The organism is Vibrio chagasii, assembly GCF_002954585.1.
Lineage (GTDB): Bacteria > Pseudomonadota > Gammaproteobacteria > Enterobacterales > Vibrionaceae > Vibrio > Vibrio chagasii_A.
Genome location: NZ_MSCI01000001.1, coordinates 720,755 through 734,251 on the forward strand (window position 1 = coordinate 720,755; position 13,497 = coordinate 734,251).

Genomic DNA, 13,497 nt, shown 5'->3' on the forward strand with positions numbered 1-13,497 from the left:
TTAAAAATTTATGCAGCGAAACTGAACCAAATTCTTTGACCTTGCGTATACCCACAAGCAGCGTCCTCATCCGGCGCTGCTTTTTATTTGCCCTACAAGATGCTATTAAATTCTCATAAGTTCCTAATTTTATGTGCAATCATATTTCTATATTGTTAAGGTAAACCTGTCTCTTTACTAGGTATGAACAACGATTTGAACAATCTTAAGGAAATGGTTAAGTTTAAGTCACTTAACAAGTGGTATGGTGATTTTCATGCCCTAAAAGATATCGATCTAAATATTGAACAGGGAGAGATTGTGGTGATTTGCGGACCATCTGGTTCTGGTAAATCCACTCTTATCCGCTGTATCAATCAGCTAGAACCGTTCGAAAGTGGCGAACTTTCCGTGTTAGAACAGTCGCTTCCCTGCAAGTTCAACACACCAGGCCAAGTTGGAATGGTGTTTCAGCACTTCCATTTATTCCCCCATCTTACTGTGCTCGAAAACTTGACTCTGTCTCCTATTCGTACGCTCAAAAAAAGCAAAGAAGAAGCAGAGAAAACCGCCATGCATTATCTCGAGTGTGTACACATCGCAGAGCAAGCGAATAAGTACCCGGCTCAACTTTCAGGCGGCCAACAACAACGTGTGGCAATTGCGCGCTCTCTTTGCATGAAGCCCGAACTACTGCTATTCGATGAACCGACATCAGCACTTGATCCGGAAATGATCAATGAAGTGCTTGATGTAATGGTCGAACTGGCAAGTGAAGGCATTACCATGGTGTGCGTGACACACGAAATGGGCTTTGCAAAACGCGTTGCCGACCGAGTCATCTTTATGGACGAAGGACAGATCGTGGAATCTAATACACCACAGAGCCTGTTCGAAAATCCTCAACACGAACGTACTCAAGCGTTCCTAAATCAGATTCTGACTTACTGATGCTGCTCAAAATAGTGAAACCCGCCCTCTCCGCCTTGGTACAAATTGTGGTACTTGCGGCAGCCGTTGTTTGGATCCTCGATTCTGGCGCTCAGGCGATGGGATACAGCTGGCAATGGGATCGAGTGCCTGACTACATCGCTTTCTATGAAGATGGTGAATGGTGGCCGGCAGAATTGATGGAAGGATTACTCGTTACCATCAATATCTCTCTGATTTCTTTAGTTGCAACACTGGTGATTGGCTTAACCACAGCCCTGTTACGTAACTCCAATTCAGTTGTCGGTCGCACCCTCGCCACCAGCTATGTGGAATTGATTCGTAATACACCACTATTGGTACAAATTTACCTGCTCTATTTTGTATTCGGCCCTGTAATCGGGCTAGATCGCTTTAGCACGGCTGTTTTAGCTTTGGCACTTTTCCAAGGGGCGTACACCGCTGAGATATTTCGTGCCGGGTTAAATAGCATTTCTAAGGGACAGTTTGAAGCCGCTCAATCTTTGGGATTATCAAAGACCTATACTTACTGGGATGTGATTCTTCCTCAAGTGGTACAACGCACATTGCCACCTCTGACTAACGAAGTGATCTCCCTTATCAAAAACTCTTCGATTGTGAGTGTCATGGCTATTTTCGACCTGACAACCGAGGCCAGAAACATTGTTTCTGAAACCGCGATGCCATTTGAGATTTGGTTCTCTGTGGCAATCATTTATCTTGCACTTACACTTTCACTTTCTGCCGTTGCAGCTTGGCTTGAGCATAAGCTCGGAGCTAACTGGCGAACACAATAAGGATTTATCAGCATGAAGCTATTTAAAACCGCTATCACTGCTTTACTTGCGCTTGCCGTAAGTTTGCCTGCACTTGCGTCTAAAACGCCTAACCTAGACAAAATCAACGAACGTGGCTCTCTACGTGTTGGTATGTCGACTTTTGTTCCTTGGGCAATGCGTAACAAACAAGGCGATCTTGTCGGCTTTGAAATCGATGTGGCCAAACGTCTTGCTGAGGATTCAGGCTGGAGAGTTGAATTTGTACCGACGGCATGGGATGGCATTATCCCTTCACTGCTATCGAACAAGTTTGACGTAATCATTGGCGGTATGTCGATTACTGAAGCGCGCGCTAAGAGTGTCCTTTTTACTGAACCATATTCTCACTCTGGTGTTCAACTGGCGGCTAACAAAGAGCTAGCAGAAGGCTTCAGCAAGATTTCTGATTTCGACTCTCGCCGAGTAAAAATTGCAGCTCGTCGTGGCGCCTTCACAGTTCAAGTTGCTCGTGAAACCTTCCCCAAAGCGAAAGTACTTCAGTTCGATGACGACGCTCAAGCGTTCCAAGAAGTACTAAACGGCAATGCACACGCGGTTATCGCTTCTAGCCCTAAGCCAGAACACGAAGCAATCAAGAACGCTGACACGCTATTCATTCCATTTGATGAACGTCTATCAAAAGGTAACGAAGCATTTGCTGTTCGCCTTGGTGAGACCGACAAAGCTGAGTTCTTTAACGAGTGGATTAAAGCACGTACTGAAGATGGCTGGTTAAAAGAGCGTTACGAGTACTGGTTCTCTACTCTAGATTGGCAAGATCAGATTGCTCAAGGTCAGTAATCGACGGCTAATTAGACGTTAAATAACCAATCAAGGCAGTACCTTGCTGGTACTGCCTTTTAAGAAACACCCGAGATAGCTATAAATTCATAGCCCAGTCTCACAACACATTAATAATCATTGTTTAAACAGGAATGACGTGAGTAGTACTAGCGCATTATCAACGCCCAAGCCCAACCTTCACATGAAGCCTTGGTATCAACGCCTCAATCTCTTGGATGGTGTGTTATTTGCCATCATTTGTACGTTTGCAGGTTGGCTTTATTATCGCTCTGCTGTCGGCATTAACTATCAGTGGCGATGGGAAGACGCGTTCAGGCTGATCTTCATTCCACCTTCTCAAGGTAGCATCCCTTACTTCTTCCAAGGCCTAGTCGCAACACTACGTTTAAGTTTGTGGAGTATGGTGTTGGCCTTATCTTTCGGTACCCTGCTTGGGGTCGCAAGACACTCTAAGATCGCTCTATTTAAAACACCAGCTCTGCTTTTCATCCAATTGGTTCGAAATATTCCACCACTGGTTTTTGTGTTTATCTTTTACTTTTTTGTCTCTAACCAGCTGATTCCTTTGCTTGGTTTAGAAACCCTTCTACGTGAACACAATGGCGATATTAACCAGCTGCAAGCCTTTCTATTTGGCCCAGCCAACCTTTGGGAAAACTTAGCTTCTGGGGTTATCTGTATTGGTCTACTCTCTTCGGCGTATATCGCTGAAGTGATTCGCGCTGGCTTGGAAAGCATTCCTAAAGGCCAATGGGAAGCGGCGGACTCACTTGGTTTATCCGTCTTCTCAAAATATCGATATGTGATAGGCCCACAGGTATTAACCGCGATTACACCACCTTTGGCTGGCCAAGCAATTTCGTTGGTAAAAGACACCTCGATTGTGTCTCTGATTTCGATTCAAGAAATGACCTTCGTTGGCACCGAGATGGCCAACTCATCCGGTTTGATCTTTGAAATCTGGCTGATTGTTGGCGCGGTTTACTTCGCATTATGTTTTACTCTCTCGCGTATTTTCAGAAAAATAGAGCAACGCTCAAGTGCTTATCTCAACCGCTAATTTGCACCTAGTCACCCTATTGTTTCTGCAGCATTTCAGTGACCTTTTCTTACCCTAGCCTGTAATTTTCATCAGCTTATCCTGATTGGTTTAACTCATTGACCAATCAGGATTAATCGTTTCAAAACTCTCGCCTAAAACACAGCAAACCCTTTATTTAAACACTATACTTTGAATACCAAACCCCATCGGATTCTCTCAAAGGTCAAACCAACATGGATAATCATAAAGAAAGAGCGTTTTATGCCGTTGTAGGCGCATTAGTGGGGGACGCTGCCTCTATGGGGCTGCATTGGTTATATGATCAAGAGAGGATCATACAGGTAGCGGGGTTTGAGCCTGAGTTTCGCTCACCAAACGAGTCCGATTATCAAGATAAAGGCTATTTTGCTCACCAAGGAAAATCCGCAGGCGACCAATCACAATACGGCGCTCAACTATTAGCGATGGTCGATAGCCTAGTCGACAATCAACACTACGATGAAGCAAGTTACATCAAGCATTTCCGCTTCTGGTTTGATTTCGGCGGCAGTTGGCAAGGTTACATAGATAAAGCAACGCGCATGAGCTTGCTGAACATACACCAACTGGAACTGGCCAATGCCCCCATCACAGCCTGTGGCGCTGATGACACGCAATTACCTGCTATTTCAAAAATCGTCCCATTAGTGGCTTGTACTTATACTTCTCACACCTTACCAGCGATGGTCGAAAGCGCGGTTCGAGTGACTAATAACAACGACAAAGCCGTGGAGTGGGCGCAGGCTATTACCCTGCTGATTCAAGCCTCGATACAAGGTAATTCGCCATCACAATCGGTAGAGATGGTAAGACAGACCTGCAGCAAGTTTATACACGATCAAATCGATGAAGCATTGGCAGAGCCTGAACTTTCAATCACTGAGGCTGCAAAGAAATTTGGATTGCATTGTGAATTAGGCGCCGCGTTCCCACTGCTGATTCGCATCATTGCAGGCGCTCAAAGCTTTAAACAAGGTGTTCGAGATAACATTTTATGTGGCGGTGATAGTTGTGGGCGTGCGATTGTGATTGGCGCGGTATTAGCAGCTTGTTTCTACGAAGAAGACGGATCGATTCCAAAAGAGTGGCTGAAACAAGTCGAGCTCAATGGTGGTGTATTGTCTCTGCCCATTGAGTAATTTGTATTAAGCCCATGTAACCTTTCTAGTAATAAAAACTAAAGTGCCTGTCGATTCCTTGCTCGACAGGCGCTTTTCTTTCCACTATTCACTTCAACGAGTGGCTTAAACGGATAGCTTCAGTTTCGGGCAATAAACTTCGCGGATTCCTACGACCGCTAGTTTATCACTCTAACTGAACCTATTTCGTTCCTCGTGCCTAGAACTGATACGCGGCAGAAAGCTTGTAGTTACGGCCAGGTTCATAGTCATCTAGCGTAAAACCTCTCGCCGTACCTGAACGAGATGCGTGCGAGGTGTATTGCTCGTCAAACACGTTGTCGATACCAAAAGTAACAGACAGGCCATCGACCGTTGATGGCACCCATTGCGCATAAAGGTTATGAACATCGTACCCTTCTTTAATTGGCTGACCATCAAATACGTTATCTTCGTCTTTAACAAACATCGAGTTCCACCCAAAGATCGTTTCAAGCGCTTCAGACTGATAATCCAGAGTCAACGTGATGCTATCGCCCATATCAATACTGCGACCATTTCCACCCGCGACAGCGCCGCCTGTGTCTTTGTTTTTAGTATCTGAACGTGCATAAGAAAGTTTACTGTTAAACATCTCGTAGCCGTAAGACAAGCTTGCTTCAAAGCCTTTGATCTCCACGTCGCCTAAGTTGTAGATCAAGTAACTTTGGCTCGCACGCTGGTACTCTTCTGCAATGTAATCATCAATATTGGTTTGGAATACAGTTAGGTTCGCACCAACAAAGTGATCATCAATACGCTTGTCGAAACGCACGCCACCTTGTGTGTTCTGCCCTGTTTCAGCTTTGATATCATCCGCTAAGTATGCGGCATCTTGATACGCAATAAAGGTCTCCATCAACTCAGGGCCTTTAAATAACGAACGTGTGCTCGCAAACAACGTCCAATCTTGTGTCATATCCCATTGCGTCGCTAGAGACCAAGTTACATCATCGAAATCGTCATTTCCTGTCTCTGCTTTACGCTGATAATCATCAAAGCGAATACCCGCTGTGATCGAAAAGGCTTGAGTAAAGTAGAACTGGTCTTCAACAAAAAGCGCGGTAGAAATGGCCGACTCATCCATAAACTTACTGCTGCCGTAATAACTGCTTGATGACTTGTCCATGTAATCAAAACCGTAAGTCGCAACATTATCAAACGACATCAAACGATAGTCCGATTGGAACTTAGCATTCACGCCAAAGTTCTGATTCTTTGCCGTGTTTTTAGACAAACGGTTCGATGGCCAGCGTGGTGCCATAACAGTTTCATCACGCTTAATTTCAGTTTGAGTGTTGTAAAGCGTCACGTCACCTTGATGAATATCGCCACGTAGCTCATAGCTTGCAGTGACGGTGTCACGATCGTAATCGGTCGGGATTAGAATATCGTTAGAAAGACCTTCATTCGCGCCACCCGACATATCCGGGCGTGGACTATAATCACCGCTATCGCGGTAGAGATCATAAGCGAGTTCAAATCGGTGCAAGTCGCTCGGTTCAAAGCCAATTTTACCTAGAATGTTATATACATCCCCTTCTGAACCAAAGGTCTCATTGCCGTCACCATCTTCAAAGTTATCACGGCTCATGTAGTGGCTATAGAGCATGGCATCAACGTTATCCGATAATAAGCCATACACAGTTAAAGAGCCTTGCTGACTTGCGTTAGTGGCATAACCGCCATAGACACGAGCTCCGAATCTTTCGTCGTAACGAAGCAGGTCTTTTGCATCTTTAGTTTCAAACAACACAGAGCCACCGAGTCCATTTTGCGTGACTGAGTTGTTACCTACTTGGATATCGGCCGATTTCAAAATGTCTGGGTTAAGCGTGAGGTTGCCAATATGGTGGAACATGTTGGCGTGCTGAGATGCGCCATCAAGTCGAATATCGAGGTCCGTTTCGCTCAAGCCACGAATCGTAATCCTTTGGTTCACCGAGTGCGTGCCGCCAACATCAACACCCGGAATCTCACGTAGTAGATCAGACATATGGTCAGCTTGCTTAAGTGACATATCGTCGGCAATGATCGATTCGGTGTTACTAGATACCTTCGTTCCCCACACCACCACTTCGTCAAAGTGCGATGTGTTCTCTTCTGCTATCACAGGGCTGCTAACCGCACTGGCTATGGCAATACAGAGGGCTGAAAGCTTGATTGTTGAGCTGACTGGGCTTTCCATAAATTCAATCCTAGATGTAAATGATAATAATTCGCAAATATGATAGGGTTGTAATTTATAAATGCACAGATGATTTGCTTATGCGAAAACGCATAGCTGTTATGAGGAAAGGTCAAATGGGTGAAGTAACGTCAGAGCAAACTAAACTTGCCGAAACGGCTGTGGCGAAAGCGAATGTGATAGCCAAAAAGTCTACATTTACCAAGAAGGTTGCTCTCACCAAAAAGCTAGAACAGACTGAAAAACAGATCATCGTGACACAAGGTCAAACTAAGCAGACTTCACTCGCTGAGGGGAAGTTTCTTTCTTACCAATACAACGACCAAATTTTTGTCCATGGTGGTCGCTGTATCGAACTGGTCGACAGTAATATCGTATCTACGGCCCACTCCGCTATTTTGATTACTATCCTTCTAGAAGGAAAACTCACCTTTGGCTACGACGATTTGGAGTTCGACCTCGATGCCAGCAATGGACCACAAGGCGTGGTAGTGAACTTAGCCAAACCAGCCAACTTTAGACGTTCTTTAATTCAAGATAATAAAATGAATAAGATCAATATCTTGGTTAAACCACAATGGATTAAAACACGTTTGAGTGATCACTGTTCAAGTAAGTCATTCTTAGATTCACACAAGGCTTGTTACGATATTCAGATCAACACTGACATCATTCAACTCGCTAGCAAACTTACAAGCCAAGCAACACCAACCAACTTTCAGGACAAGCTTGTGGTCGAGACACTGACTCAACAGCTACTTGCGCAAACCTTGTCTCAAATGCCGCTCCAATGTTGCCAAGAGTGCTCCACTGAAAATATAAACGTTAGCCAAAATAGCACGAATAAAAACAGTGGTTTTGCTGAAAACAATAGCCAAGTTAAGGCCGAAAAAGGGTTCGATAATAAGATAGAAGACATCATCAGCTACATTGAAATCAACCTGGATCAGCCGCTCAGCCTTGAAAGTATCGCGCGTCGGTTCTCAATGAGTGTCTCCAATTTACAACGCCGCTTTAAGCAGTCTTACAACCTAACCATCAACGGCTATATTCGCCACCGACGCCTAGATATCGCACGTTTGCATTTAGAGCGTGGCTTAGTTTCAATCACCGAAGCGGCCTATGAAGCGGGCTATCAACATCCTTCAAACTTCACCAATGCGTTTAAGAAAGCGTTCGGTGTGCCACCCCATGTGCTTGCTAAACAGTCGGCATCAAGAGTCAATTAGCTTTTGCCTTTAGGAGGCGTTGGTTCAATAGCTGGAACACACTGCGACAGCTCACTCTTCAGCCAAGTTACGAACAAGTGGCCTGAATCATCTTGATCGCTGTCTTGTGTGAGCAATATGTACTGATGACCAGAAGGTACAAAGCCAAACGGCGCGATCAAGCTGCCTCTTTCAATATCATCGGCGACAAGTGGATAAGACCCAAGTGCAATCCCCAACCCATCAACAGCCGCCTGAAAGCAAAAGTAGAAGTGTGCGAATGTTTGGTTTATTGCTACTTGCGATAAGACCTCGCTGTCTATTGTGTCTTTTGTAATAGACATCCAATGCTCCCACGCATCCAGTCGAGTGCTGCTGTGCAATAACTTCATATCACCCAAGTTCTCCTTTATCTTTTGCCAGTATTCGGGAGAACAAACGGGCCCAACCCACTCTTCAACTAATGGTGTCTGTTCATAGCTCTCGGTTAGCTCAAAATCATCACGTCGAATTGCCATATCGAGCCCAGTCACATCCAGATTCACAGCCCCACCAGCGGTTGACAAACGAACATCAATACCCGACTCAGCGTAAAAATCGCCTAAACGAGGCATCAACCAGCGCATGGTTAATGTTGGCTCACACGACACCTCGAGTGCGTGGTTGTTGAGTCGGTTGAGCTTTTGGATACCTGTGTCCAACGCCTGAAACGCTTGCTCTGTGTAGCCTTTAAGCAACTCACCCTCTTTGGTCAAACACACATTGCGACCCTGCTTATAAAACAAAGTTTGTGACAAGTGGCTTTCTAACACCTTGATCTGTTTGCTCACCGCACCATGGGTAATGTTCAACTTTTCTGCCGCTTCGCTATAACTCATCGAATGCGCGGCGACATGAAAAACATGAAATGCTTTAAGATGCCTCATATATGATTTTTTCTCACAGTTTAGTGGATTTCATTTCGATTATAGGTAGCAAATAAAAACCATACAATGACGGCTCATCAAATAAGAGAGTTGGAGTATTTATGGAGTGGTTAAGCCTAGCGGTGTTGGGACTATTGATTGTAATAAGCCCGGGCGCTGATTTCGTTTTAGTCCTGAAGAATAGTGTTAATCAAGGTAGGCAAGCCGGTATTTGGACAGCGCTAGGGGTAAGCCTAGCGATTTGTGTTCATATTAGCTATTCAATGCTAGGTATTAGTTACCTAATCTCACAGAATGAGCAACTTTTCGACATCATTCGTTACGCAGGTGCCGCTTACCTTGTTTACTTAGGAATAAAAGGAATTATAAACGCAGACAGCAAGCTTGCCCCTATGGAAGGAGCTTCGAAGAACATCAGTACTTGGCGCTATTTGGCACAAGGCTTTTTGTGCAACGTGCTTAACCCTAAAACCATGCTGTTCTTCTTAAGCATTTTTAGCCAAGTCATTTCACCTGACGCTGAAAACCAACATGTTGCACTCGGTTATGGGCTTTATATGGTTATTCTTCACGGCTTGTGGTTTGGAATTGTCGCAATGTTATTTACTTCGAAGACTTTGCAAAAACACTTGTTGAAAGCCAAGAAAAGACTCAACCAAGCGTGTGGATTTGGCCTTTTAACATTCGGAGCATTATTAGCAATAAAATCATAAGCTCTAGTTTCACGATTTTTTCACTAACCCCTACTTATCATTTTATGGAGCATCGTTTTTTATTTTCAACGATGCTTTTTTGTTTTCTAAGTTGAGGTAAACGTGCAAAATTTTCGTCAAATCGTTGAGCTTTCCAATGCTGTACACCCACATACTAAAGGTTTAAACCGAATTAAGAAGAATCTGCGCTTTACACTATGGGGCGTTATGAACCCTAAGATCATTCGCAAAGTGCATCAGCTTAAAGAGAAAAATAATCTCTCAAACCTTCTTGAACAAAATCCTAAAATCTTTGAAAAGCCACTCAAACCATTCATCTGTATTGGTATCAAGCCTAAAACACGTGCTTCGTTACTGTATTCTCACTTCGAACTTTTAGAACGAACATTTGGTCCAAACACAGTGCATCTGCACCTTTCTAACTTTGAGCTTCTGACCTTTGCAGATCGAAATGGAGATGAGTTTAGGATTGAGACTTTCTCGGGGGAGTCTCGTGAAGGCTCCTTGGGGATCAGACTCGTCGAAGCCAATACTGGGCTGACTATTTACTCGGTCACCTTCAATATCTCTGATAACAATAGGCAGCGCACCATGCACATCGGCTGTCTACAAGGCACAAACAAGCGCATCACCAGTAGCCAGGATAAGATCAAAGAACTAACGCGTTCCTTACACGGGTTAAGGCCAAAGTCACTGATGGTTGAGCTCGCAATTATGTTTGCGAATTACATGAAAGTTGATGAGATTCTAGCAGTTTCGAATAAAGGTCATATCTACCAAGCGATGCGCTATATCGGATCAAAACGAGGGGCAATCTCGTTTGATTACAACACACTATGGACTGAAAATGGCGCCTCTTTGGTCGATAAACACTGGTTTTCTTTGCCCACTAAGCCTCTTCGTAAAGACACTGACACATTGAAAAAGACCAAACGCCGCTTGTACACAAAACGCTATGATTGGCTAAAGGAAACTGAAGAGCAGATCATTTCACGGTTAAACGAAATTAAGTCTGCTCCCACCTTACATTAATTATTAATCGAAGCGCCCTACTCGATGATACCCAGCGGCTTGACCATTTCACTATCAGGGAAGATGGTGTTTAGCTGCTCCGTGTTTATAGATAGGTGCTCGCCAAGCACGCCTTTTATCACGCCTCGCATGTCAGTGGTTGGTTTGAGGTCTCTCCCTTGATACAAATCCTTTGTGCTTAATCCCGGCCAGCTTGCGATAACCATCCCTCCAAAAGCATCTGAACTGGATACTCCTGAAGCCTTGTTAGCCATCGCACCACCAGCAACCAACATGACATTACCAGTGCCGTGGTCGGTGCCTTTTGTGCCATTTTCCTTCGCTGTTCGACCAAATTCACTCGCAGCCATGATCACCGTATTGTTCCAACGTAAGCCTAATGACTCCTTAAGCGCTGCTAGGCCTGCATCCAGAGTTTTAAGTTGATTGCTTAACCTACCATTTACGCTACCCTGATTAGCGTGGGTATCCCAACCGCCAAGCTCTAAAGCGGCAATGTTTGGTCCGTTATCGGCAGATAAGATATCTCCTGTTTTACTCATCAATGACTTAAATTGTTTGCCAACGCCTTGGTCACCGACCAACTCATCTATCTTCATGACGCTTTCAAAGTTGGCAGACAGCATTTGATCACTCTGGAAAAGCTCTTCAAGCAGCTCGGTTTGTTTATCGCGGGTTTTTAGTCGGTTTGGATACCAGCTTGCCACGGTAGATTCACCCTGCATGATAAGCGGCAAGCCAGAATCAATCGCAATACCATCGTATTTTTCTGAGCTAAGACTTAGCAAGCGGTTAAGCCAGCCCTCCTTGTTGTAAGGATCAGAGGTACCATTCTCTAGTATCTTCTGACCATCAAAATGCGAGCGCTCACGATAAGCTGTTGAGCACGCATGTACAAAACTAAGCTCTTTGTTTTCATACCATTGATGACAGTTTTTAAGCGAAGGGTGTAACCCAAAAAAGCTGTCTAGTCTTAGTAGCTGGCTCTGCTTCAATCCAATACTTGGCCTTAAACTCAAATAATCTGAATCAGCGTATGGAACCACAACGTTTAGCCCATCCATAGCGCCACGCAATGAGACCCAGATAAAAATATTCTCTGAGCGTGTTTTGGCAAAACTTGGAAATGGCAACATCGCACTCATACCAACTGCAGCAGCCATTCCCATAAACTGGCGACGATTGATATTTTGCAAACCGTTTGTCTTTTTCATACCCACTCCTAGCGATATTGAAACTGTGGGCTTAACCACAACAGAGAAAGTTGCATGGCTGCACTGTCAGCTTTGCTTAATACAATTTCGGTGTGTTCATCAATCGCATCGCCGTATAAAGTCGCAATCACTTTATCCACCACGACCTTAGGTTTTTCACCTGAAGTTCTCGCTGACTTAATAACAGCCGAAGCAAGTCGATTAGCCACTTGCATACGTTGTGTTAACGCCGACGGGCTGTTGTAATCTCTGTCTTGATCTGACCACCCTGCAGGTGAACCCGGTTTAAAAGGTGGTTGGCCTAGAGTGTTAAGAGTATTCAGTACTTGTTTTTCGTTAAGTGAAATGTCAGCGCTACGAAGCACGGCAAACAACCACTCTTTAGGTGGTCTAAACCGATTAGGCTTAGGCGTACCCGCCTCCTTACTGTTCAGCAACAAACGGTAAATAGGTAACAAATCACCATCGCTTTTTAGATACTCTGCAACCATCTGTTCCGAAAGTTCTTTAGGCGTATCACCAATAAAATGCTGACAAAGCTTATCAACCAAATGTTCCGCTGTATCTTTATGGGTAGCTAGCATTTGCAAACACGATTCGCCCTGCAAGACTCCTGACTCGGAATAGGCTTTTCCAAGTAAAGTTATCGCACCCGGTTCGTGTAAATCCGAAGCAAAGCGAAAACCAGCGTTGGGTGATTTGAACTTTATCCCCCAACCTGAGATCGCCTTGGCCAAAGCAATCACATCCTGTTGGTTATAGGAGCTATCAACGCCAAGGGTATGGAGCTCTAAAATTTCACGAGCGAGATTTTCATTCAGCCCCTTATCACGACGCTTACCAATTTTTGAGTTTGGTCCAACAGAGAGTTGATTATCCAGATAAAGAAGCATGGCCGGATGCTTGGAAGAAGCCATCAGCATATCGCCAAAATTTCCATTCCAATGCTGGCGAATCACGTCGTTTTCAATGCTTGCGGCTAAGGGCATCAATTTTCGATTATCGACCGAAATGGCAAAGTGATTGCTCCAAAACTGAATAATTCGTTCTTGGAAACCATAGGGTGTTTCAACGCTTTGCAGGTGGCGAGCTTGAGATTGTTGTCGATAATGAGTTCGAAGAAACGACTGTGCCTCTTTCTTCATTGCTTGCATCTTTTGCTCATCACCCTTGGCTTGCTTTCGCTGTTCACGATTTTCACCGATAGTTATGAGAATAGATTCGGTTGTAGGTAAAGCTTGAATGGACTGATGAACAAATGGCTTTTTATCCAACTGCTCTAAAGGGGAATAATAGGTTTCCTGTCCCAATCTAGGCCCAAAACCAAACCTCTGTTCACCCAAGATTTCTGAAGTTGGGTAATAATTCATTGCACACTCCCTCACGCTCAATCTGTTCTAAGTGTAATCGCTTAGTCATCAAGCAT

At 44.4% G+C, this 13,497-nt stretch carries 12 protein-coding genes; 8 read left to right on the forward strand and 4 right to left on the reverse strand.

What is annotated here, in order from left to right; translation table 11 throughout:
* Positions 1–183: 183 nt before the first annotated feature.
* From BTO10_RS03530 to BTO10_RS03550, 5 genes are all read left to right on the forward strand, one after another.
* Positions 184–930, forward strand: a complete 747-nt coding sequence (locus tag BTO10_RS03530; protein WP_032553986.1) for an amino acid ABC transporter ATP-binding protein — start codon at positions 184–186, stop codon at positions 928–930.
* Positions 930–1,727 (forward strand): amino acid ABC transporter permease, encoded by a 798-nt coding sequence (locus BTO10_RS03535; RefSeq protein ID WP_032553985.1) that lies wholly within the window; start codon positions 930–932, stop codon positions 1,725–1,727. The genes BTO10_RS03530 and BTO10_RS03535 overlap by 1 nt, the downstream gene beginning before the upstream one ends.
* A 12-nt stretch (positions 1,728–1,739) precedes the next feature.
* Positions 1,740–2,549: a transporter substrate-binding domain-containing protein gene (locus tag BTO10_RS03540; RefSeq protein ID WP_105023581.1), complete on the forward strand. Its 810-nt coding sequence runs from the start codon at positions 1,740–1,742 to the stop codon at positions 2,547–2,549.
* A 139-nt stretch (positions 2,550–2,688) separates the two neighbouring features.
* The gene (locus BTO10_RS03545) at positions 2,689–3,612 is read left to right on the forward strand and encodes an amino acid ABC transporter permease (protein ID WP_105023582.1); all 924 of its coding nucleotides are present in this window, start codon (positions 2,689–2,691) and stop codon (positions 3,610–3,612) included.
* A 215-nt stretch (positions 3,613–3,827) separates the two neighbouring features.
* On the forward strand, positions 3,828–4,772 hold the full coding sequence (locus tag BTO10_RS03550; RefSeq protein ID WP_105023583.1) for an ADP-ribosylglycohydrolase family protein: 945 nt from the start codon (positions 3,828–3,830) through the stop codon (positions 4,770–4,772).
* A gap of 199 nt (positions 4,773–4,971) precedes the next feature.
* Here BTO10_RS03550 and BTO10_RS03555 read toward each other — a convergent pair whose 3' ends face one another.
* Entirely contained in the window at positions 4,972–6,978 is a 2,007-nt protein-coding gene (locus BTO10_RS03555) for a TonB-dependent siderophore receptor (RefSeq protein WP_105023584.1), read from the reverse strand.
* 20 nt (positions 6,979–6,998) lie between these two features.
* On the opposite strand from BTO10_RS03555, the gene BTO10_RS03560 reads away from it, so the two are divergent.
* A complete protein-coding gene (locus BTO10_RS03560) occupies positions 6,999–8,207 on the forward strand; it encodes a helix-turn-helix domain-containing protein (RefSeq protein ID WP_105023585.1) in 1,209 nt (402 codons plus the stop codon).
* Here the strand turns inward: BTO10_RS03560 and BTO10_RS03565 are convergent.
* On the reverse strand, positions 8,204–9,112 hold the full coding sequence (locus BTO10_RS03565) for a LysR family transcriptional regulator (RefSeq protein WP_105023586.1): 909 nt from the start codon (positions 9,110–9,112) through the stop codon (positions 8,204–8,206). The genes BTO10_RS03560 and BTO10_RS03565 overlap by 4 nt on opposite strands.
* Positions 9,113–9,213: 101 nt before the next feature.
* On the opposite strand from BTO10_RS03565, the gene BTO10_RS03570 reads away from it, so the two are divergent.
* The gene (locus BTO10_RS03570) at positions 9,214–9,825 is read left to right on the forward strand and encodes a LysE family translocator (protein ID WP_105023587.1); all 612 of its coding nucleotides are present in this window, start codon (positions 9,214–9,216) and stop codon (positions 9,823–9,825) included.
* 102 nt (positions 9,826–9,927) lie between these two features.
* A complete protein-coding gene (locus BTO10_RS03575) occupies positions 9,928–10,857 on the forward strand; it encodes a VirK/YbjX family protein (protein WP_105023588.1) in 930 nt (309 codons plus the stop codon).
* A 17-nt stretch (positions 10,858–10,874) separates the two neighbouring features.
* Here BTO10_RS03575 and BTO10_RS03580 read toward each other — a convergent pair whose 3' ends face one another.
* The gene (locus tag BTO10_RS03580; protein WP_105023589.1) at positions 10,875–12,071 is read right to left on the reverse strand and encodes a DUF1501 domain-containing protein; all 1,197 of its coding nucleotides are present in this window, start codon (positions 12,069–12,071) and stop codon (positions 10,875–10,877) included.
* Positions 12,072–12,079: 8 nt separating this feature from the next.
* On the reverse strand, positions 12,080–13,441 hold the full coding sequence (locus BTO10_RS03585; protein ID WP_105023590.1) for a DUF1800 domain-containing protein: 1,362 nt from the start codon (positions 13,439–13,441) through the stop codon (positions 12,080–12,082).
* Between the last annotated feature and the right edge of the window lie 56 nt (positions 13,442–13,497).